At 60.9% G+C, this 21,456-nt stretch carries 17 protein-coding genes; 5 read left to right on the top strand and 12 right to left on the bottom strand.

Annotated features, from left to right (window positions below; translation table 11 throughout):
- Nucleotides 1–7 precede the first annotated feature (7 nt).
- From ACTHUY_RS01545 to ACTHUY_RS01510, 8 genes are all read right to left on the bottom strand, one after another.
- Nucleotides 8–1,741, bottom strand: a complete 1,734-nt coding sequence (locus ACTHUY_RS01545) for a DUF2142 domain-containing protein (protein ID WP_441674852.1) — start codon at nucleotides 1,739–1,741, stop codon at nucleotides 8–10.
- Complete coding sequence (locus ACTHUY_RS01540; RefSeq protein ID WP_441674853.1) at nucleotides 1,738–2,664, bottom strand: lysylphosphatidylglycerol synthase domain-containing protein; 927 nt, start codon at nucleotides 2,662–2,664, stop codon at nucleotides 1,738–1,740. Before ACTHUY_RS01540 ends, ACTHUY_RS01545 begins: the two co-directional genes overlap by 4 nt.
- Nucleotides 2,661–3,743, bottom strand: a complete 1,083-nt coding sequence (locus ACTHUY_RS01535; RefSeq protein WP_441674854.1) for a glycosyltransferase family 4 protein — start codon at nucleotides 3,741–3,743, stop codon at nucleotides 2,661–2,663. The genes ACTHUY_RS01540 and ACTHUY_RS01535 overlap by 4 nt, the downstream gene beginning before the upstream one ends.
- Nucleotides 3,740–4,648: an NAD-dependent epimerase/dehydratase family protein gene (locus ACTHUY_RS01530; RefSeq protein ID WP_441677383.1), complete on the bottom strand. Its 909-nt coding sequence runs from the start codon at nucleotides 4,646–4,648 to the stop codon at nucleotides 3,740–3,742. Before ACTHUY_RS01530 ends, ACTHUY_RS01535 begins: the two co-directional genes overlap by 4 nt.
- Nucleotides 4,645–5,817: a glycosyltransferase gene (locus ACTHUY_RS01525; RefSeq protein ID WP_441677381.1), complete on the bottom strand. Its 1,173-nt coding sequence runs from the start codon at nucleotides 5,815–5,817 to the stop codon at nucleotides 4,645–4,647. Before ACTHUY_RS01525 ends, ACTHUY_RS01530 begins: the two co-directional genes overlap by 4 nt.
- A complete protein-coding gene (locus ACTHUY_RS01520) occupies nucleotides 5,814–6,827 on the bottom strand; it encodes a glycosyltransferase family 2 protein (RefSeq protein WP_126702795.1) in 1,014 nt (337 codons plus the stop codon). The genes ACTHUY_RS01525 and ACTHUY_RS01520 overlap by 4 nt, the downstream gene beginning before the upstream one ends.
- A 293-nt stretch (nucleotides 6,828–7,120) precedes the next feature.
- Nucleotides 7,121–9,100: an alpha/beta fold hydrolase gene (locus tag ACTHUY_RS01515; RefSeq protein ID WP_441677379.1), complete on the bottom strand. Its 1,980-nt coding sequence runs from the start codon at nucleotides 9,098–9,100 to the stop codon at nucleotides 7,121–7,123.
- Nucleotides 9,101–9,483: 383 nt separating this feature from the next.
- Nucleotides 9,484–11,454 (bottom strand): peptidoglycan recognition protein family protein, encoded by a 1,971-nt coding sequence (locus ACTHUY_RS01510; protein WP_441677377.1) that lies wholly within the window; start codon nucleotides 11,452–11,454, stop codon nucleotides 9,484–9,486.
- 435 nt (nucleotides 11,455–11,889) lie between these two features.
- Between ACTHUY_RS01510 and ACTHUY_RS01505 the strand changes: the two genes are divergently transcribed.
- The 4 genes from ACTHUY_RS01505 (at nucleotide 11,890) to ACTHUY_RS01490 (ending at nucleotide 16,985) form a co-directional block, all read left to right on the top strand.
- Nucleotides 11,890–13,197, top strand: coding sequence for a UDP-glucose dehydrogenase family protein (locus ACTHUY_RS01505; RefSeq protein WP_441674858.1), 1,308 nt, complete (start codon nucleotides 11,890–11,892; stop codon nucleotides 13,195–13,197).
- Nucleotides 13,198–13,220: 23 nt separating this feature from the next.
- Nucleotides 13,221–14,210 (top strand): dTDP-glucose 4,6-dehydratase, encoded by a 990-nt coding sequence (rfbB, locus tag ACTHUY_RS01500; RefSeq protein WP_126702791.1) that lies wholly within the window; start codon nucleotides 13,221–13,223, stop codon nucleotides 14,208–14,210.
- Between the two features lie 184 nt (nucleotides 14,211–14,394).
- The gene (locus tag ACTHUY_RS01495; protein WP_441654558.1) at nucleotides 14,395–15,645 is read left to right on the top strand and encodes an LCP family protein; all 1,251 of its coding nucleotides are present in this window, start codon (nucleotides 14,395–14,397) and stop codon (nucleotides 15,643–15,645) included.
- Nucleotides 15,642–16,985 carry an LCP family glycopolymer transferase gene (locus ACTHUY_RS01490; RefSeq protein ID WP_441674859.1) on the top strand — a complete coding sequence of 448 codons (1,344 nt, stop codon included), beginning with the start codon at nucleotides 15,642–15,644 and terminating at the stop codon, nucleotides 16,983–16,985. Before ACTHUY_RS01495 ends, ACTHUY_RS01490 begins: the two co-directional genes overlap by 4 nt.
- Here ACTHUY_RS01490 and purE read toward each other — a convergent pair.
- Nucleotides 16,951–17,439, bottom strand: a complete 489-nt coding sequence (gene purE, locus ACTHUY_RS01485; protein WP_441654556.1) for a 5-(carboxyamino)imidazole ribonucleotide mutase — start codon at nucleotides 17,437–17,439, stop codon at nucleotides 16,951–16,953. The two genes, ACTHUY_RS01490 and purE, sit on opposite strands and share 35 nt — an antisense overlap.
- Complete coding sequence (locus tag ACTHUY_RS01480; protein WP_441677375.1) at nucleotides 17,436–18,569, bottom strand: 5-(carboxyamino)imidazole ribonucleotide synthase; 1,134 nt, start codon at nucleotides 18,567–18,569, stop codon at nucleotides 17,436–17,438. Before ACTHUY_RS01480 ends, purE begins: the two co-directional genes overlap by 4 nt.
- 18 nt (nucleotides 18,570–18,587) lie before the next feature.
- On the opposite strand from ACTHUY_RS01480, the gene ACTHUY_RS01475 reads away from it, so the two are divergent.
- Nucleotides 18,588–19,070: a GtrA family protein gene (locus ACTHUY_RS01475; protein ID WP_126702787.1), complete on the top strand. Its 483-nt coding sequence runs from the start codon at nucleotides 18,588–18,590 to the stop codon at nucleotides 19,068–19,070.
- Between the two features lie 308 nt (nucleotides 19,071–19,378).
- Here the strand turns inward: ACTHUY_RS01475 and ACTHUY_RS01470 are convergent, their stop codons facing one another.
- Together ACTHUY_RS01470 and ACTHUY_RS01465 are read right to left on the bottom strand one after the other, a co-directional pair.
- On the bottom strand, nucleotides 19,379–20,629 hold the full coding sequence (locus ACTHUY_RS01470) for a sensor histidine kinase (RefSeq protein ID WP_441654554.1): 1,251 nt from the start codon (nucleotides 20,627–20,629) through the stop codon (nucleotides 19,379–19,381).
- Nucleotides 20,630–20,701: 72 nt separating this feature from the next.
- A complete protein-coding gene (locus tag ACTHUY_RS01465) occupies nucleotides 20,702–21,379 on the bottom strand; it encodes a response regulator transcription factor (protein ID WP_441677373.1) in 678 nt (225 codons plus the stop codon).
- Between the last annotated feature and the right edge of the window lie 77 nt (nucleotides 21,380–21,456).

The following is a 21,456-nucleotide window of genomic DNA, read 5'->3' as shown; positions in this document are numbered from 1 at the left end:
CAAGTGCCTACTCGGCAGAAGATCCGCGCGGCATCGAAGACTTGGGACTTGGCAACGCGTTGCCGCGCTTGCGGACTGCTCTCCCGCGTCGCGACGTATCGTCACCAGCATGCTCATGGCGGGCTTCGCGGCTACGTGAGCGTGCAACCTGCCAGCGGCCCAGCCAGTCGTTACGCTTCAGCGATGTCACCTGGTGCCCTTCGGCAGGTGCCAGCTCTGCCCAGCGGAAGCCAACCATGGCAATGGCTGCGATCACGAGGACATAGACAAGGACGATCAGCCAAACGGCGACCTGGGGCAGGCCGACAACCTCTGCAAAGCGTTCCATGTTCGCCCATGCGCCGCCCGGGTAGGCGCTTCGGAGCATCCACAGGTAGCCGAAGGCCCCGATGGTCAGAGTGGCCCCGACGAGGATCCGGTAGCCGCGGGTGCCGTACCTGCGAATTGCGAGAAAAATGCCGCCGAGCACGGCAAAGCAGGGATAGAGATACCTGCCCTGGACTCCTGCCACGGCCGCTGTTGACAGGTAGTTCGACCAGGCTTGGACGTAGAGAAGAAGAAGCAGTCCGACGAACGGGCTGAGCAGAATGACGTAGGTCTGGCGGGTGTTACCAGCACGAACAACGCTGAGCACGACGAGGACGATCAGGAGAATGATGAGGCCCTGGCCGATGATTGCCGGGAAGTCAGATTCGAGCCAGCCGAACGACGAGAAGAACGAGTTTGTGAACGTCCGGTAGGCCGTGGAAAAGAAGTTACCAAAGTCGGCAGAATCAGCACTCCACCCCACCGGTGGATCCCGGTGGAAGCCCGCCGGTTGGATTACGCCGTAGCGGAAGATGTTCAAAACCCACCACCAACCAATGGCGAGCGCCAGGGTGCCGGAGGCAAGCGTGGCGATGATCCTTTTCTTCAAAGGCTCGTTCTTCGCGAGCATGAAGACGAGGATTAGGGGAAGCCCGAGCGCTAGGAGCAGTCCCTTCGTCCAAAGAGCCGCACCAAGCGAGCCCCCGACAAGAAACACGGTCTTCCAGGAGATTCTTTCCGTGCCCGCCTTCGCAAGAGCTGCGACGGTCAGTGCTCCCAGTCCGATTGCGAGAGTGTCATTCGTGACGGAAGCGGAGGTTGCCAGAAGCTGGGGAACAGCAAGTGGCAGGAAGCCTGCGGCAAGAGCCCAAGGTCGGCTGGCCCCGAGCCGTCTCGCCGTGTAGATAATCGACGGAACAAGCGGGATCGTCAGAAAGATCCCGTACAGGCGGAGCACCTGAACGAGACGATCCCACGGAGCATCTTCCAGATCGAAAGCTTGAACAATGAGGGCACCGCCCGCGTAGTACACGGGTGGATGCTGCGTCATCTGATCGATTTCGGCAGACTCCGGTGAGGCGGCCTCGACGGGGAACAGGACGATTCTGTCCTCGCGATCAGCCACTTCCATGTCAACAAAGTTGGCCTGGCTGGCACCCGAGAAATGAAGCTGGGTGCGGTTTTGCCGGGTGAAGTCTTCACCGTCCGGGACGATCATGCCGGATTGCTGTCCGGCCTCAATGATCTTCGGGTCAAGCATCGCGTCGCCCGGTTCCGGCCATCCACCGCCGCTGGCGATGCGGAGGATGGAGTTCACGTGATGCGGTTCGTCCGGTCCTCGAAAGGCGGGGATGGTCAGGGCCCACACCGTTTGAACAATGACGACGAGAAGCGTGAGAAGAGCGCTGGAACGGACAAAGCTACTGCGGGTCACGTGATGCTCCTTGCGTCACGTCTCATCTGGAACGATGCTCCCAGGCCCAGAAGCAGGTCGGCCACGGTGAAGAGGATGCGGCTGAGAAGAACGACGACAACGACATCGCCCCCGGGGACGAGGCCCGCCAGGGTCGCGCCGAGGGCAAGTTCGCGAACGCCAACGCCGGCGGGAATGAAGAAGACGAGGAAGCCCACGACCCAGGCGAGAGCGTAGCCGCCGACGGTCAGGATGTAGGTGTCGATCCGGGCCTCGTTACCGAGCCCGGTGAGGATCAGGAAGACCTGGAGGCCAGCAATGATCCAGCTGGCCGTGGAGAACAGCGCTGCAACGGTAATGGCTTTCCCGGTGAAGGGACGCTCAAGACGGTCCCGTTTGATCAGGGCCAGGCCCTTATCGATAAGGCGATTAAGGACCGGTGGGTATAGAATGATCGCAAGAACCGGGAGGACCAGCAGCACCCACCAGTAGGCGCTCGTGCCCGAAGGGCCAAAGACGATCGCGATAGCTGCAAGGGCAAGGCCCGTCACAACACTGACCGCCATCGACATCAGTAGAACGGTGACGGAACGCCTGCGGGAAATGTTGTAGTCCGCTCCCATCTCGGCCGCCGCAACAAAGTTCCAGACGCCGCCGGGCAGGTACTTAGCGACCTGGGAGACGTAAAAGATCCTGCGGGCAGGTCCCTTTCCCACGGGCTCCCCAGCATCATTCAGAATTACTCGCCACGCCAGCATCGTGAGGATGACGAAGATGATGGAGACGACAAGCGAGAGGACAACGATCCACCAGTCGAGGCGCGACAGCGCGGCCGAGACTTCATCCCAGTTGCCGATCACGGCCCAGATCGCTGCCACTATGGCGGCAAGCATGAAGACCGCGCGGAAGGCAGGCGACCGGAGGGCGTCGAGGACGGCCCTCACGAGAGCCGCTCCACGAGCGGACCAACAACGGCCGCATGGGAGAACGCAGAGTCGGAGACCTTCGCGGCCCGGGAACGCATGTCCTCGCGCAGTTCTCGGTCGCCCAGGAGGGTTCTGATGGCATCCGCAAGCGCTTGCGGGTCGCCCGGTGCCACGTAGGTTGCACCGTCCCCGAGGAGCTTTTGCTGGGGATCGGTCCTGGAGGTTATCACCGCACATCCCGCCGCCATCGACTGGTACACCTTGTTGGGAACAACCCGCTGGGCTTTCTCGGTGGTTCCAAAGATGCCGAGGGCAATGGAATGGTTCGCAACGATGTCGGGCAGATCACCGGATTCGACCCAGTCAATCCAGGTAACCGGTGCATCCCCAACGATGGTGCGGACCTCGTCGTAGTCCTGGCCCGTGCCGATCATGGTGGTTTTTGGCAGATCCCCTGACTTGTTGAGCAGGGCGAGTGCGTGAGCAATGACCGGGGCGCCCTGCAGGGGCGTGTACAGCCCGAAGAAAACAATCCCGTTGTCGGGGTCCTGCCGGCGTGCCTCGAACCATGCATCCGGTGCACCGACGGGAACGACAACGCCCTTGTGCCTCATGGACTGCGGCGCAAGCTGCGCGTGTGCCGGGGTGTCGTAGACGACGACGGTGGCAGCGCCAATGGCAAGCCTGTCAAGGATCGATAGGACGGAAGCGAGTGCTCGTCCGCGCGCTCCCCTGTCCGCTGCCGTGTCGGCCGCGTAGATGAGGTGGTCGAGGACGATCGTTGCCTTCCGGAACAGGATCCGGGCAAGCACAACATCGAAGTGTCCGAGGTAGCCGACCACGACCACGTCAGGACTGTATTCCCCGCGGTATTGCGCACTGGCCTTTATGAGCCTGCTCCAGTTCTTCGCTAGGTTCCCGAAGAAGCCTGCCGCCGCCTTCGGGGAGGACAGTGCTTCAACGCGCGATTCGGTGCTGACCGTTGAGGGCTCGTTAATTTCCCGGACCGTATGGCCTGCGTCTTTGAGTCCTTCGAGGAGGATGCCGGCGCGTGGATGGACGGACGTGTTGTAGGTACCAAAGCCAAGGATCTTCATCGTTCATCCCTCCATTCCCACATGGCTCGCACACCCTCGGTGAGGGGTGTTGTTGCGGACCAGCCAAGCAGGTCCCGGGCACGGGTCGTGGCGAGCCACGTCGACCTGTTGTCGTAGGGCCGTCCCTCAAGAATCTGAGGGGCAGTATCAATGCCGGTGACGCCCGCAAGAACTCCGGCAAGTGCCTCCAGCGAGGTGGGCTCTCCGGAGCCAATATTGATGGTCTGGCCGGACGCGGACGGAGTCTCAGTTGCCGCCACAATAGCGCACGCGCAATCAGCGATGTAGATGTAGTCGCGAGCGACCGTTGGATCCCCGTAGATCACGGGAGTTCCGCCGTTGCGGAGCGCCTTCATCCAGTGGCCGAGAACGCCCTGGCCTCCTCTGGCGCGCTGGCCGGGGCCGTAAACATTCGAGATCCGCAGGATTGTCGAGTCCGGGAAGATGCTCCGACAAACCTCTTCCATCCGAACCTTGAATTTTCCATAATCGTTCGTTGGCGACAGCGCATCGTCTTCGCGGTGGGGCGGGTGACCATGGCCGTAAACGGTTCCTCCCGACGAGAGGAGAATAAACCGGGTGTCGCCGCCGCGAGCCAGGGCCGCGCAGGCTTCTTCGAACTCTTTGAGCTCAGTTTCCCCCGTGCCGGGATCAGCTGCGATCGTGGCGGGAGTCGATGACGTGGCCGCCCACACGACGGCGTCGAGGTCCCCGGCGCCTGCTCGAGCAGCGTCTTCACCGGCAACCCTGTTCTGGTCGGCGCCGGCGCTGACCGGGCGATAACGGTCACCGCCCGAGATCGGGTTGGCGCGCGTGAAGGATACGGCGCTGTGGCCCGCCTTCTGTACGGCTGGGGTGAGGGCACTTCCGATGAAGCCGTTGGCCCCAACAATTCCGATTCTCATCGCATACCCGCGATCTTTTTGAGCAACGGCGCATAACGCTCTCCGACGGCAACGACGGAGCGGTTGGCAGCGCGGTCCTTGCCCGCTTCGGAAAGGGTGCGACGCAATTCCGTATCGGCTGCAAGCTCATCGATGGCGCGGGTGAGCGCCGCTTCGTCGCCGGGGGTGACGAGGAGTCCGGTTTTCCGGTGGGAGACGACGGTGTCAATTCCGGGAAGGTCGGAGGCAATGGTTGGTAGGCCGGAGGCAAGGGATTCCAGGAGAACAACGGGAAGACCATCCTGGTCGCCGGAGGCGGCCCGGACGGACGGGAGGATGATCATGTCGGCAGACGAATAGCAGGCACGCAGTTCAGTCTTTGGTTTCTCGCCAACGAACGAGACGGGCATGCCATCCGCCAGTTGCCTGAGTTCCTCTTCGAGGGGGCCATGCCCGATCACGGTCAGACGATAATTGGTTTCAACATCTTTGAGGGCGGCGATGAGGTGGCGCAGGCCCTTCTTTTCGACGAGGCGGCCCACGAAAAGAATCTCAACGGTATCGGTTTCTCTAACGTCGTGGGGAACAATTCCGGACAGGTCGGCACCCATCGGCTCAACGGACACCGCGAAGGGATCAATTCCGAGCCTCTCCACTTCCCCCTTCATCTGAGCATTCATGACGGTCGTGTGCTTCGCATGCTTCACGATCCGCGTGATTAGGCCGCGTAGCGGAGTGTCGACGAGGGCGTAGAGATCACCGCCGAGGGTGGTCAGGAGGACCGGGATTTTCCGGTTCACGACAAAGGCGGACAATCCCTGAGGGATGATCCAGAAGGCATGAATGACATCCGGTTTGAAGGAGCGGATGTGGCGGGCCACGTTATAGATTTCGGAAACGAAGAAGGGAACGATTTGGAGTGCGCGGATCCTGCGGCCCCTAATGTTCTCCAGGATCGCACCGTCGGCAAGGTCTTCCCAGCGGCGCGGGAAAAACCGGAAGCGGTAAATGTCGACGCCGCGATATGTCGAGCGCGTCGGAGCGTCCGGCACGGACGGGACAAGAATCCTCACGTCCATGGTTTTCGCCAGTTCCACGGCTAGGTCGCCGACGAATTCCGGCGTGCCGTCACCCGGCTCGGCAGGGAAGGTCGATGCGAGGAGGAGGACTCTCGTGCGCCGTTCAGTCACCGGGTTTCATCTGCTTCCTGCTCGAGAAGACCATCGGGGGCCTCAATCCGCGGATCCTCGGTTACCGGATCCAAACCGTACTGAACGGCCTTTATTCGCTCCAGCTGATCTTCGAGGAGAACCCTGTTTGTTCGTAGCAGATCGGCGATCACAAGGAGGGCAAGGCAGAGGAGCCCGCCGACCAGCATCGAGGAACCAAGAATCAGGGACTGAATGTGGCCGGCGCCGTCACCTTGGAGCCAGAAGATAAAGAACCGGATGAACGGGACAAGACCAGCCACCATCATGAGCCCGCCGAGCCATCCGAGGATGACGTAGGGCTTGAACATGAGGAAAGAACGGACGATCGCAAGGCCCGACTTGAACATGTGCTGCCAAATGTTCTTAAACAGGCGCGATTCGCGGGTTTTCGGGTTCGTCGTGACCGGAACCGACTCGATCCGCAGCCTCTTATTGCCCGCCTGAATAATCGTTTCCATGCAGTACGAGAACTGGGTGACGACATTCAGGCGGTACAGGGCAGAACGGGAGTAGGCACGGAAGCCCGATGCCGCGTCGGGCAGTCTCGTGCCCGCGGCAACGTTTACGACCTTCGAACCGACGTTTTGCATGAGCTTCTTAAACTTCGAGAAGTGCGCAATCTTTGAGGTTTGACGGTCGGCGATCACGATGTCGGCGCGGCCCGCCACGATCGGGGCAACCAGGTCCGGGATTCGCTGCTGTGGATACTGGTTGTCGCCATCCGTGTTCACGACAATATCGGCGCCATGCGACAGCGCGTAGTCAACCCCGTCGCGGAAGGAGCGGGCAAGACCCATATTGCGAGCGTGACGCACGAAGTGTGTCACGCCGTAGGACTTGGCAACCTCGACGGTACGGTCGGTCGACCCATCGTCAACAACGAGAATCTCAATCGAGTCAACGCCCGGGATCTCTTTCGGGATCGATTCGAGCACCAACGGAAGGGTGTGCTCCTCGTTCAGACAAGGAACCTGGACAAAGACTTTCATAGCTCCTCCTTCAAACCCCCTACCTTACGAGAAACTACCATTACCGCGGGGAATCTCGTCCTCATCTGTAAGCGATTCGACACGCACCAATCCTATCGCTCACGCGAGAGCGCCAATCCCAACCCATTCCGGTTCGCGCAACTCCGGCCCGGCACCGTCGGCGCGTCGCCGCTACCGGGTTCGATCGACGGTAGGAAAGAACGCGTGGATGGGGCAAATAGAAGCGCCCGAGCCGGGTGTAGCAACTGCTCGCTATCTCCGGCCCGGGCGTATCGAGATTCCGATGGACTTACTTAGCCGAGGAGTTCGGGACGCTTCCACTCGTCGCCACGCACGTGCTGGGCGAGGAATGCCATGACGGTCTCGTACCAGACGAGCGAGTTCGAGGGCTTGAGGATCCAGTGGTTCTCGTCCGGGTAGTACAGGAACCGGTGACCATCGACCTTCGAATCGCGTAGCAAAGCGTGCCAGAGGGCGTGGCTCTGCGACAGCGGAACACGGTAGTCCTTGTCGCCGTGAATGACGAGCATGGGAACTTCAATCTGCTCCGCAAACGCGTGGGGTGAATAGGTTTTTGCCTGCGTGGGTGCCATCCACTCGTGCCATTCACCGTTGTCGGTGGTGCGTCCCATGAAATCAACATTCCACAGGGATGCGTGGGTGACAATGCAGGAGAATCGATCCCCCGTGTGCCCCGCCATCCAGTTCGCCATGTAGCCACCGTAAGAACCGCCGAGAAGCGCCGTGTTCTCACCCGAAATGTCCTCGCGGGCTTCCGTCACGTCAATGAGGGCAAGGATATCCGTGTAGGGGGCTCCGCCAAGTTCGTCGTTGCCGCGGTCGATCATGGCCTGGCCGTAGCCGGTTGAGATCGCCGGGTCCGGCATGAGAACCGCGTAGCCAGCAGCCACGAACGGTCCCGGGTTCCAGCGCCACGTCCAGTCGTTCCACGAACCCCACGGGCCACCGTGCACAAATACGGCAAGCGGAGCGGGCTCGGAGGAATCCGGCAGTGCCAGCCAGGCCCTGATATCGGTTCCGTCCGCGCCCTTGGCGGTCACCTCGGTGAGCGAGCCGACGCTCGCGATCTCGGGGGTGAGCCTCGGAAGCTCGGTAACCGCGCCGGTTGCCGGGTCGATCTGCACCGGCGTGGCCGGCTGGACGATCGAGGAGCGCAGGCACACGATCTTGCCGTCTACCAGGCCAACGGAGCTGTAGGACAGGTCGTCATCGGTCAGGAGAGTGAACTCTCCTGTGGCAACATCCACCCGATATACGGAGGAACGTCCCTTCCTGGGCGCAGATGCTACGAGCGTGTTGTTATCCAGCCACTCGCCACCGGTCGTCCAGTCGTCAAACGAATCGGTGAGCGGCTTCCGCTCGCCGGACTCGAAGCTGTAGACCTCGAGCCAGGACCTGCGAGGCTTGCCATCCCGGTTGCCGGTCGAGGCGCTGATCATGGCGCGCGAGCCATCCGGGGAGATCGGGCCTGCCCCGAATTCCACCGGGTTCTCGGCTGCCGTGTCGGAGAGGTGATCCGCGAGCGCAACGGCGGCAATCTTGCCGTCATGAACGGAGTAGACGCTACGCACCTGAGTGGTGCCGCCGACGAGGGTCTCGATGGTGACGAGGATTCGGGTGCCGTCTTCGGAGACCTCGATGCCCTGCAGCCTCCCGTCAGGGATTTCAACCGGCTTGAGTTCGATCAGGTCGTCACCGTCGAGGCTCGGGAGTTCTGCCTCATACACCCGCGGATAAGCGGGCCCGAGGTCGTGGTCCCAGAACCTGACGGGGAATGTTTCGTGGAGGATCGCGGACACTCCACGTTCCTTCCGGTCCTTCGCAACCTCGAGGTTCTTCTCCTCATCGGCAGCATTCTTCAAAGTCTGAGCAACAATGATGAGCTTGCCACCGGTGGCGACAATGGACTTCACCCCACCGGGCCGGCGCAGGACGACGCGGGCTTCACCATTCGGGGGAAGCATCCAGATGGCCTTGTTGACATCTTCGGATGAATCATCGTCATCCCTTTGGGACGTGAAATAGATTTCTCCGCGTTCGCCGATCGCCAGGAGAGTATCGCCCTTCTTTGAGCGCGTGAGCCGCACGGGCTCTTCCCCGACCTCGACGAGCCTTGTCACGTAGGTGTCCTTTTTCTTGGACAGGGAGGCCACGGAGGCAACGGTCCGTCCGTGGCGTGAGGTTAGGCCAGTGATTCGGGGTGCCGCGATGAAATCCTCAAGGGAATCGAAAATGTTCGCTTCTTCAGTCATGTACTTCTTGTTCTCTCTCGTCGACGAAATCCTCAACCCGACCCAGCCCAGCAGCTCAGGTCATCCTGGGTCGCATAGCGGGCGGTGGATCGGCCTAGCCCAGCATACCCAGAAGGATCCTCACCTAGCCCCGCCCAAAGCCACCGGCGTAAGGCGTGCACGGCAGGAGCACATGCAATGCGCGGATTCAGCCACTCTTCTGCACCAGATCTGCCGCCTGTCTACACCAGATCTGCCGCCTGCTGTACGAGAGGTCATGCCGGGTTACGAGAGGTCATGCCCTGGTACGCGGAAGGGCGGCGTGCCCCTTGGCTACGCCACCCTTCCGTTCGGTGCTGTGCTTGTCGGCGTGCGCAACTGATTTGTGCGCGACCGCCGGGTTACTACCGGTTGAGTTCTCGGACGACGCCGATTCCATCCTTGCCGTCGCGGTCCCAGTCGCCAACAACGACCTTGTCGTCTTCCCTACCGTATTTGAACTCGAGATCGGCTTGGCCGGACACGTTGAGGTAGTTCATGTAGTAGGTCTTGCCGCGGCGCACGGTGATCGTGTCGTACTTGCCACCGTTCCAGTTACCGATGAGAACCTCGTCGCCAACACGGCCGTAGTTGATGACCTTGTCAGCGTTACCACCGGTCACCGTCCACTTCATGTAGAACTTGTAACCGCGGCGGACAATGATCTCGTCGTTCCCGTCGCCGTCCCAGTCCATGATGTAGGCCTCGTCGTTCTCGCGGCCGTACATGAGCGTCCTCGTCGGCCTGTTCACCGACAGGTCGTCGTAGATATAGAAGGTCTTGCCGGAACGGAGGATCAGGGAGTCCTTCCCGTCACCGTCAATGTCTCCGGTGTAGACCTCTTGGCCAGGCTGACCGATCGTGTAGGTCCGAGTACGAGTCGGGGTGCCGCTCGTTTCCGCGAACGTGAAGGTGTTGCCGCGACGAATGAAAGGGAGGTCGCCCTTACCCAGGAGGTTACCGACGTAGAACTCGTCACCGGGCTTACCGAAGAACTGAACGTCGCTAGAGATCGGCGAGAAATCGTTTGTTCGGTAAATCGCCAGGGTCGGGCCGCTCGTTGCTTCCGCGATGGTCGACTGGACGTTGTTCCGAATGCTTGGAAGGAGCGGGTAGATGTTACCCGGGCAGATTGTGGCAGAAACGTCACGGTGACCGAGGATCGAGTTCACCGTCATGTAACCGCCGGTGCGGGAATTGTAGAACGTCCACGTGCCCTTCGGATCAACTCCGGCCACGGAGAACTTCCAGGAGATCAGGTCCGTGATCGCATTGATCGACGCGTTCGTGGGCTGAATCGAGCCGGTGTAGGTTCCCATGACAGAGATTCCCATGGAGCCCGTGTTCGCGGGGGCAGCGTGTCCGCCGACCACCATGTCGTTGTCTGCGGAGGTGAGGGAGCCGTAGCGGCCCTCATAGATCGTGCCGAAGCGGTCAACGAGGAAGTTGTATCCAATGTCGTCCCAGCCACGGCCCCAGCTGTACGTGTGATAGTCGTGAACGGACCGAACAACGCCCGGCGCCTGCGCCTGCGTGTAGTTGTTCGTGCCGGCCGTGTGGTGGATAACTGCGCCACCGAGTTCAACGTAGGTCGGGGTCCACGCCGGTGGTATCCGTTCCTGGCCCCACCCGGAACGAGACACGATGCGGGGAGCTACCACGCCGCCGGAAATAGAAGCGGGCTCATGGGCGAGAGCCTCGGCCCCACCTGCGGTCTGCTCCTGGGCAGTGGCTTCATTCGCACCCAGGGGCGAGTCGCTGCTCTCTGCGACCTGCTCGAGCTCCGGCAGTGCCGCAGCATCAACCGGATCATCAACGTTGACGGCTGGAACACTCTCGGTGCCGACAGTGGGGGCAATGGAGGCCTCCGAAGGATCGGTGTTCTCTGCCGCCTCGGACTCGCTACCATCCGTGAGGACAAGCGTGAGGCCGTCTGGAACAGTGTCACCGGAAACCCGCACCTGAACACCTTCGGCGCCGCCGGCGATAAACGGTTCCGTACCATCATTGCCGCCCTCGCCGGTTTCGATCTCGAGGTTGTACCAATCGCTCCAGGCACCGGCTTCGAGAACGCGAAGATCAACGGATTCCGGAGCCTCGCCCTCCCAGGTAACGCCCGCGACGTAGAACGAGTCAGCAGACATCGGCTCCGTCAGCAGCGTGTATCCATCATCAGCGCCCCCGGCGCTCAGATGGGACTCGCGAAGAGTCAGTTGCGTGGCCGACTCGGAATGGTCGAGAAGGTCAACAAGTTGGGCTCCCTCCCCCGTGTCCGCAACCGCCACCGCTGGCGAAAGCACAAGGACCGAGGCGAGAACTGCAGAACGGAAAAGCATGCTTTAACTCCAGGACAAAGATCTCTACGAAAACTAATGTATCGCGTTGTGACAAATGAGCAAGATGTTATGAAAGTTGTTTATGTGTTATTCACATTTACTTCTTTACCTGCAGTGACGCGGGAAATGTCCTGTCAAAGGATCCATTACGGGGGTGAAATGGCGGAGTAACGCCAGTGCCCGGGCCCCACCCACAGAGCCGGACTGGCCACGTCGGCAATTCCGACATATCGGGCGTGACGTTTATAACGTGCAATTGACGGCAAATTATTGCCACCAATTTTGGGGATGTCCCATTCTCCGAGATTGATTCAACGTACCTTCGCTTCTGGAGCCCTGCTCTTTCCGGTCCCCCACCTGGGGATTTCATGAACGTTCACACAGGGCTGAGCAATGTCGCAGGTCATTGCCGCACTTTTTGGATACCGTGTCTCTATGAACATTTCTGTCATTGGCTGTGGTTACTTGGGTGCCGTGCACGCTGCGTGCATGGCCGAGATCGGCCACACGGTCGTGGGTGTGGACGTGGACGAAGAGAAGGTTGGTCTTCTGTCCGCTGGTCAAGCCCCGTTCCACGAGCCCGATTTTGAAGAACTGCTTGCCAAGAATGTTGACGCTGGCAGGCTCCGGTTCACCACGGATTTTGCCGAGGTTGCCAATTCCCAGGTGCATTTCATCGGGGTGGGTACGCCCGAGGCAGCCGATGGCTCGGCAGACATGACGTACATGACCTCCGCTGTCCAGTCCCTGTTGCCCCACCTGGGTAAAGCCGAGAGGCCTTCGATCGTGGTAGGTAAGTCCACCGTTCCGGTGGGCACCGCCGACTCGATTGAAGACGCAGTTGTGGAAGCGGGTGGGATCCTGATCTGGAACCCCGAATTCCTGCGCGAATCGTTTGCTGTGCAGGACACGCTCCGTCCAGACCGTCTCGTCTATGGCGTGTCCAAGGACGAGGAACGTGCCCAGGTGTCCCAGGACATCCTCGACGAGGTCTACGCCAACATTATTGGTGCCGGCGTGGTGCGCCTGGTCATGGATTTCCCTACCGCCGAACTGGTCAAGGTCTCCGCGAACTCGTTCTTAGCCACCAAAATTTCGTTCATTAACGCCATGGCAGAGATCTGCGATGCCACGGGTGCGGACGTGACCAAGCTGGCCGAGGCAATTGGCATGGATGACCGAATCGGGAAGAAATTCCTGCGCGCCGGCATTGGCTACGGCGGGGGTTGCCTTCCCAAGGACACGCGTGCCTTCCAGGCACGAACCGAACAGCTGGGCCTGCACTCCCTGGACTTCCTCACTGCCATCAATGAGATTAACGACCGTAGGCGTAACCACGCCGCCGAGCTCGCAATCGAAGCATTGGGTGGGGATGTTGCGGGGAAGAAGATCGCGATCCTGGGTGCGGCTTTTAAGCCGAACTCCGACGATATGCGCAACTCCCCGGCACTGGATATTGCCAAGAAGCTGGCCGATGCTGGGGCCACCGTCGTGGTCACCGACCCGGCCGCCGGACCGGTCTTGCAGCGCAAGCGTCCCGAGATCACGGTCGCAGCCGACGCTCACGACGCGATTAACAACTCCGAAGTAACACTCCTGCTCACCGAGTGGGACGTGTTTAAGAATCTCGACCCCACCACACTGGCCCCCGCGAACAAGATCATCATCGACGGACGTAACGCACTCGACCCGCAGGTGTGGAAGGACGCGGGCTGGGACTACTACGGCATGGGCCGCTCCTAAATGTTCCCAGGAAAGGTGAAGCCATGAAGGTTCTGGTTACCGGTGGTGCCGGGTTTATTGGTGCCAACTTTGTTCGCGCCACGATTGAGGAACGTCCCGATGCTGAGGTGGTGGTTCTCGACAAGCTCACGTATGCGGGGAACCCGGCCTCCCTCAAGGGCTTAGACCGAGTCAAACTCATCGAGGGCGATATCGCTAACCCCGAGACAGTGGACGCCCTCGTCAAGGATTCGGATCTCGTTGTTCATTTCGCGGCGGAGTCGCACAACGACAACTCACTGATCGACCCCTCCCCGTTTATTACGACCAACCTGGTTGGCACATTCACGCTACTAGAAGCGGTGCGCCGTCACGGGGTCAGGTTCCATCACATCTCCACCGACGAGGTGTACGGGGACCTGGAGCTGGATGATCCAGCAAAGTTCACCCCCACCACCCCCTACCATCCATCCTCGCCCTACTCGGCATCCAAGGCTGGTTCGGATCACCTGGTGCGGGCCTGGGTGCGGTCCTTCGGCATCGAGGCAACAATCTCGAACTGCTCCAACAATTACGGCCCCTACCAGCACATCGAGAAGTTCATTCCCCGCACCGTCACGAACCTGATCGACGGGGTCAAGCCCCGCCTGTACGGGGCCGGGTTAAACGTACGGGACTGGATCCATGTGGCAGACCACAACACGGCTGTGTGGACCATTATCGACCGCGGCGAAATCGGGAACACGTACCTGATCGGTGCCGACGGTGAGAAAAACAACCTGGAGGTTGTCCAGCTGATCCTGGAACAGTTCGGCTACGACAAGGACGACTTCGACCACGTCACCGACCGGCCCGGCCACGATCTGCGATACGCGATTGACAACACGAGCCTGCTCGAGCTGGGCTGGCAACCCCAGTTCCCGAACTTTGCCGACGGCCTGGCCGACACCATCGCCTGGTACCGCGACAACGAAGCCTGGTGGCGCCCCCAAAAAGAAGCCGTCGAAGCCAAATACGCACAAACCGGCCAGTAGTGCCGGTCTGGTGAACCACACATGAGGTGGCGCCCCAATCGGGGCGCCCCGTGTATTCACCCTCACACTTTCCGGATGATTGACCTAACATGGGGAGTTGTCCACGCAAGTAGGCGCCTTGGATTTGAGTGTTGAGCAACCCACCTGTCGTTGATCACCTGCCCTTAGCACTAGTATTTGAAAGGTGAGTCAGTCCCCCCTCGCGTCTCGAGCGCCCAGCCACGAACCCACCGGACGACGCTATCCGTGGATCGTTCCGGTCCTGTGTGCTCTGCTCGCGATTCTCCTCTTCCTGGGGTCCACCGTTTACTTCGCCTACGCGAGGCTCGACGGCAACTTCCAGTCGGAAGACATCGATATTTACCTCGACCGTGAACCGGAAACGGACGAGGAGGGTGACATTATTGAGCCCTTCCGTCCCGGGGAAGCCATCAACATTCTGATCATTGGTTCCGACTCGCGCGACGGCATCAGCACCACCAGTGAAGTGACCGGCATGCGGTCAGACACGACCATGCTGGCTCACATTTCTGCCGACCGGGAGCGTGTCGAGATCATCTCCCTCCCCCGCGACACCCTTGTCGATATCCCATCGTGCCGTCTTCCCGACGGTACGTGGACCCAGCCGCGGCAGATGTCAATCTTTAACTCTGCCTTTGCGACCGGCGGTCAAACAGACGACGTCGGCGCCGCAGCCGCGTGCACGATCCGCACCGTTGAGGACCTCACGGGTCTCTACATCGATGGCTTTGTCGTCGTGAACTTCTCCTCCTTCGAACAGTTCGTTGATGCGCTTGGTGGCGTTGAAATGTGCTTCGAGGAGGCCCTCGAGGACTCGGCGGCGGACCTGTCGATCCCGGCCGGATGCCAGACACTTAACGGCGAGCAGGCGCTCGCTTTTGCTCGCGCCAGGAAGGGCATCGGGGACGGCTCCGACATTGGGCGTATGGATCGTCAGCAGGAACTTGTCCTCGCGATTGTCGATGAGGCACTCAATCGCAATATCCTCACGAACATTCCATCCCTGTACCGGCTTGTTGATGCTGTCTCCCAGTCGGTTGTGACCGACTCCGAGCTCGGAAACATGGATACCCTTATCGCCCTTGCGAACTCTCTTCGCAACGTGAAGACCAACGACGTGTTCCTCATGACCATGCCCTGGGATCCTGCCGGTGCGCGCGTCCTCCCATCCGAAAATGCCCAGATAGTGTGGGACGCTCTCGACGAAGACATTCCCCTCGATACCGTGATTACCCCCGAGGGCGAGCCCATCGTCGAGGAAACTCTTGAGCCAACGGATGGCACGACCGAGGACGGCACAACTCCCGGCACGGAGGGTACGGACATGAACGGAAACACCGAGCTCCCCGGTACGGAGCAGACCACGGGAACCGACGGTCTGACGGGAGACAGCACGGACGGAGTACAGCCGTGACAGGAGCACCGTCATATCCGCCTAAGGAGCCTGGCAAGCGCCCCTCATCCGAGGGCGCCAAGATCATCGCGGGCCGTACCGAACGCATGTCGAAGCCGGCACGCCGTAGCGCAACCCCAGGAACAGGCCCCAAGCCGGCCGGCGCCAGCACCCCGTCAGCAGCCCGCGCTGCCGCCAATCAGGAGCGGCCCGCACCGCGGGAGTCCGCACCAGCGTCCCCGCCACCTTCGTATGCTCCCAGCGGTGAACGGCCGCGTAAGAACCAGCCGCTTGGCCTGCCGATCGATGACCGCCCTCAGGCGCGGCCTGCTTCGCACCCCGAGGGCAGGCCCCAGCCGGGCACCCGAAACGGCAATGGCGGCGGAGCTCCTCCCCCGCGGCCCCCGAGGGCCAGGAAGAAGTTCCGCAAGCGCCGGGTCATCATCCCGATTCTCGTCATTCTGCTGGTTGTTCTGATCGCGTGGCCGTCCTATCTCGTCTGGTACGGGAATTCGAAGCTCAGCCACACCGACGCACTCTCGGGCGCCCCGAACACACCCGGCAAGACCGTTCTGTTCGCAGGGACGGACCGGAAGGTTGAGGGGATGGACGATGAGGAGATCGGCGGCCAACGTTCCGATTCGATCATGCTCGTTCACATTCCCGAATCCGGAAACGCCTCCCTGATCTCGCTACCTCGCGACTCCTATGTCGTCATCCCGGGCTACGGCCCGGGGAAGCTCAACTCCGCCTATTCGCGGGGCGGGCCCGAGCTTTTGGTCGAGACGGTCGAGAATCTTTCGGGCCTGACGGTGGACCACTACGTTGAGGTCGGCATGGACGGAATCCAGGAACTCGTCGACGCCGTCGGCGGTGTCGAACTGTGTTACGACCACGATGTTTCCGACTCCTATTCTGGCCTCGAGTGGGAGGCGGGTTGCCATCATTCCGATGGGGAGACAGCCCTTGCCTTTACTCGCATGAGGTATCAGGATCCGCTCGGCGACATCGGCCGCACGGCGCGGCAGCGTCAGGTCATCGCGAAGGTCATGAACGAGGTGCTGACCGTGTCGACTCTCGTCAACCCGGTCAAGCAACACGACCTTGTTGGTTCCACGGCATCCGTGCTCCGCACGGATCCGGACACCTCAATCTTTGACCTGGGGCGGATTGCGATCCCCATGAGAGGCATCCTCGGTGCCGATGGGATTATCGGCACCCCGCCGATTCTCGACATGAACTACCGGCCCGGAAACGTTGGCTCAACCGTTCTGCTCGATCCCGAGGGAACCGATGAGTTCTTTGCGAAGGTTGCGGACGGTTCAATCACTCAAGACGACGTCGCAGCGAATCTCCCTTAGCCCGGGCAATATCGGCTAGTTCCTCCTGGAACGTCTCCATCTTCTCCCGGACGTCCTCGTCGGTGACACCGATGATTCGTGCGGCCAACAGCCCTGCATTCCGAGCTCCGCCGATGGAAACCGTCGCGACGGGCACGCCCGCCGGCATCTGCACGATCGACAGCAGTGAATCCATGCCATCCAGGTACTTGAGCGGAACGGGAACGCCGATCACGGGCAGGGTCGTGACGGAGGCCAGCATCCCCGGCAGGTGGGCTGCACCGCCGGCGCCGGCAATGATGACGCTAATTCCGCGCGACTGAGCGGTCTTGCCGTACTCGATCATTTCTTCGGGCATGCGGTGCGCAGAGACAACATCCGCTTCCCACTCGATTCCGAACTCGTCGAGGGCCGCGGTCGCGGCCTCCATCGTCCCCCAGTCAGAATCCGACCCCATGACAACGCCGACTCTCATGATTCTTTCCCTTCGAAAATGGTGATTGCGGCGTGGGCCCTGCGGCGCACGTCCTCCAGGTCATTCCCGCACACGGTCACGTGACCGATCTTGCGCAGGGGCTTTACTTCTTTGCCGTACATGTGGACCTTCACCCCGGGGTCCTGCTTCCAGACCTCCCCGAGGGCCTCACGCGGGTCTGCCAGCTGCGAGCCGAGCAGGTTGACCATGACCGACCAGGGCTGGGTGGGCGACGTGTCACCGAGGGGCAGGTCGAGGACGGCACGCAGGTGCTGCTCGAACTGGCTTGTCACGGCGCCATCGATCGACCAGTGGCCGGTGTTGTGGGGCCTCATGGCGAGCTCGTTGACGAGCAGGCGGTCCCCCACGACAAACATTTCGACGGCGAGTACGCCAACGACACCGGTCTGCTCCGCAATCTGCTTAGCGATCTCTTCGGCTCGCTCGGCAAGCGCGTAGTCAACGGGTGCCGGCGCGATAACCTCCCAGCAGATCCCGTCTTTCTGGGTGGACTGGACGAGCGGCCACGCCTTGACTTCGCCGGAGGGACTGCGGGCAATCAGCTGCGCCACCTCCATGGTGAATTCCACCTTCTCCTCCAGGAGGATCCGGTCGCCATCGGCCCAGTCCCAGGGAATATCTGCGGCCGAGGTCACGACGGCGACACCCTTGCCGTCGTATCCGTCGGTCGGTGTCTTCGCGATTGCTGTTCCGCCGAGCTCGGCAATAGCCGCATCGATTTCCTCGGCGCTGTGGGCTTCCCGCCACTGCGGGTGCGGAGCATCCAGGCTGTTTCTCATGATGAGCTTGTCCTGGGCAAAACGGAGCGCATCCGCCGAGGGGCGGGATCCGATCTCGTGCAGAATCTCATCTGGAATGTGCTCGTGTTCGACGGTGACGACGTTCTGTCCAACGAATTCCACGATCGCATCGCGGTCTTCGGCGTGTCCCACGGTGGAGTAGGGAATGGCTTGGCCCGCGGAGCCATCCTCGGCCTCCACGAGTGCTCTTAGTTCAATCCCGAGCGGGATTGCCGCCTCTTGCATCATCCTTGCCAGCTGGCCGCCGCCGATCACACAAACTACCGGTGCGCCCGCGCGGGCTCCTGTCCCCACAACTTTTTGCGTCATGTCCTATATGCTAATCGAGTGTTCTCGCGTTTCGTTAGGCGGCTGCTCCGCGGTCAAACCCTGAGGGAATGGCTGATCGAATTTCTGCGATTCTGCACCGTTGGACTTGGTGCATACGTTGTCGACATTGGCCTTTTCAATCTCTTGGCTTACCACTGGCCCATTGAGCTCCCCTTCGACCAGTCGATGTCCGCAAAATTCATCTCGGTTGCCGTTTCTATCGTCGTCGCGTGGATCGGGAACCGGCTGTGGACTTTCCGGGACAAGAAGCAGAACAACAGGCGCCGCGAATTCACCATGTTCGTTACCGTCAACCTGGGTGGCATGGCGATCGCCCTCGGCTGTCTCGCAGTCTCACGATTCATCCTGAACTTCGACTCTCAGTTCGCTGACAACATTGCCGCAAACGTCGTTGGTCTCGTGCTTGGAACAGCTTTCCGGTACCTGTGCTACCGCTACATTGTGTTCGCCCCACCAGAGCTCGCAAACCAAAAGAAGTAGCTTCCAACACGGATCACCATCCCAGGTGAAGCAAACCCGGGTAAGTCCCGGGCACCGGTCTCAGAGCGTTCTTCGTCGTGTTCGGGCCGCGACGCTTCACTCAAACCTATTGCTAGAGGCCAGCTCTTAACCGCACTGGCTTATCCCCAGCTCGGACCTGCTTGCTCCCACCTCAGGCTTACTTGCAGCCTGTGCCCCAAAGCCTATTGGACTACTCCATCCCAAAGCTTGTTGGCCTACTTCATTTCAAAGCTTGTTGGCCTACTTCACTTCTGATGTCGGGACTACTGCAAGCTCGGGACCGTCTCTTAGCGGCGGCGCCTGCGCGATCCCATGGAAATGAGAGCTCCCTGGGGAAGGACCTTGTCCGGATCCAGGGACGTGGGTACTGCGTTGAGGGTGAGGGAAAAGACCGGCGGGGTGTTCTGGGTAAGTTCTAGCTTTCCGCCGTCGGCGCGAGCAAGGTTGAGGGCAAGCGGGAGACCCAGCCCCGTGGAGCCGCCGGTGGATACACCCTGCTTGAAAATATCGTCACCGATCTCTTCGGGAACGCCCTTCCCTTCGTCGCTCACCGTGATAACGATGCCCTTGCCGTTTGCGGTGCGGCGGGCTCCGATCGTCACATCCCCATCGCCATACTTCACGGAGTTCTCGATCAGAGTGGCGACAATCTGGGAGAGCGATCCCGGGGTGGCCAGGACGGTAACGTCCTCGTCGCCGTCGAAGATCAGTTCCCTCTTTGCTTTCGCAAAGACCTTCTTCCACTCGTCTCGCTGCTGATCGAAGATCTTCGACAGGTTGACCGCTTCCGTGGTACCGCCCGAGTCCGAACGGGACGTCTTCAGGAGTTCGGTGACGACGCCGGTGAGGCGCTCTACCTGGTCCTGGCAGGCACGCACTTCCTCGAGCACTTCATCGTCTTCTGTGATCATCTCGATTTCGTCGAGCCTCATCGAAAGTGCCGTGAGCGGGGTGCGGAGCTGGTGCGAGGCATCGGCCGCGAACTGCCGCTCGGCGGACAGCCTGCCCGCCATACGGTCCGCTGTGCGGACGAGTTCTTCGGAGACCAGATCGATTTCTTCGATCCCGGACTTTCGCAGGTGGGGGCGAACGGTGCCGGAGCCGATCTGCTCGGCAGAGGCAGCCAGGTAAATGAGAGGGGCGGACAGCTTGCGGGACTGCCTGGCGGCAAGGAGGGCACCCGCGAGCAGAGCTCCGATCGAGGCGATCGAGACCAGGAGAATGAATCCAGCGATGGACCGGAAGATATGGCCCCGGTCAGTTTGGACCTGTACAACAACACCGGAGACGCCTCGTTCGACGACGGTCAGTGGATTACTCGATAGCTCCCGGTCTCCCGTAATCTGTCCCCCGCCGGGCAAAAACACTGTGACATTGGTGGGATGTCCAGCATCCCCACCCCATCCGACAACGAGTTCTGGGGTGATTTCGGCGCCACGGTCGATACGGCGATCGACGATGGCGGTAAGTGACGAGGCTTGGTCGCGCATGTTGGCCACCTCCTGGTTCCACAGCATGGTGGATCCGAAAATGGCCATGGGGACGCCCAGAATCAGGACGGCCAAAAGCACCGCCAGCAGCGTCATCCTCAGCGCGCGGCGACGCATGGTTTAGTTCTCGAACCGGAATCCCATGCCGCGAACCGTCGAGATGTACCTCGGTTCGTTCGCGTCGTCGCCCAGCTTGCGGCGTAGCCACGACACGTGCATGTCCAGCTTTTTGGTAGAGGAAGCGGAGTCGGAGCCCCACACCTGATCCATGAGGTCCTCGCGGGACACGACGGAGCCACCATCCCTCAAAAGCACGGTGAGGAGATCGAATTCCTTACCGGTCAGGTGAAGTTCCTTGTCCTTCACCCACGCGCGGTGGGCGGACACGTCCACCTTGACGTCCTGGGCGGACAGAATATCGGCTTCGCTCTCCTCGCCGCTTCCGCGGCGCAGAAGTGCCCGCACACGGGCCATGAGCTCCGCAAGACGGAAAGGCTTGGTCACGTAGTCGTCGGCTCCAGCGTCGAGGCCAACAACCATGTCGACCTCGTCGGCGCGAGCCGTCAGGATCAGGATCGGGACGGTCGAGCCCTGCGACCGGATAGTACGGGCAACGTCGAGCCCATCCATGTCCGGCAGGCCGAGGTCGAGAATGATGAGGTCAGCACCGTTCGAGAGCTCATCGAGCGCGCTCCGCCCGGTCCCGTGCGGCCGGACCTCGTAGCCCTCACGCCCAAGAGCGCGAACCAGCGGGTCGGAGATTGCGAGATCATCTTCAACGAGTAATACCTTAGTCACACTCCGAGTATAGATGGCCAACCCATTTTCCGGCGTGATTTAGATGCAATATTTACTTTCTTTACGAAACCTTTACC

This window comes from Flaviflexus sp., assembly GCF_052087705.1.
Taxonomy (GTDB): domain Bacteria; phylum Actinomycetota; class Actinomycetes; order Actinomycetales; family Actinomycetaceae; genus Flaviflexus; species Flaviflexus ciconiae.
This window is presented reverse-complemented; position numbering and strand designations above follow the sequence as displayed.

Excerpts from the sequence above, each read along its gene's own strand:
- ACTHUY_RS01535 (WP_441674854.1), bottom strand. The coding sequence starts at position 3,743 with ATGAAGATCCTTGGCTTTGGTACCTACAACACGTCCGTCCATCCACGC.
- ACTHUY_RS01530 (WP_441677383.1), bottom strand. The coding sequence starts at position 4,648 with ATGAGAATCGGAATTGTTGGGGCCAACGGCTTCATCGGAAGTGCCCTC.
- ACTHUY_RS01520 (WP_126702795.1), bottom strand. The coding sequence starts at position 6,827 with ATGAAAGTCTTTGTCCAGGTTCCTTGTCTGAACGAGGAGCACACCCTT.
- ACTHUY_RS01515 (WP_441677379.1), bottom strand. The coding sequence starts at position 9,100 with ATGACTGAAGAAGCGAACATTTTCGATTCCCTTGAGGATTTCATCGCG.
- ACTHUY_RS01510 (WP_441677377.1), bottom strand. The coding sequence starts at position 11,454 with ATGCTTTTCCGTTCTGCAGTTCTCGCCTCGGTCCTTGTGCTTTCGCCA.
- ACTHUY_RS01505 (WP_441674858.1), top strand. The coding sequence starts at position 11,890 with ATGAACATTTCTGTCATTGGCTGTGGTTACTTGGGTGCCGTGCACGCT.
- rfbB (WP_126702791.1), top strand. The coding sequence starts at position 13,221 with ATGAAGGTTCTGGTTACCGGTGGTGCCGGGTTTATTGGTGCCAACTTT.
- purE (WP_441654556.1), bottom strand. The coding sequence starts at position 17,439 with ATGAGAGTCGGCGTTGTCATGGGGTCGGATTCTGACTGGGGGACGATG.
- ACTHUY_RS01480 (WP_441677375.1), bottom strand. The coding sequence starts at position 18,569 with ATGACGCAAAAAGTTGTGGGGACAGGAGCCCGCGCGGGCGCACCGGTA.
- ACTHUY_RS01470 (WP_441654554.1), bottom strand. The coding sequence starts at position 20,629 with ATGGCCATTTTCGGATCCACCATGCTGTGGAACCAGGAGGTGGCCAAC.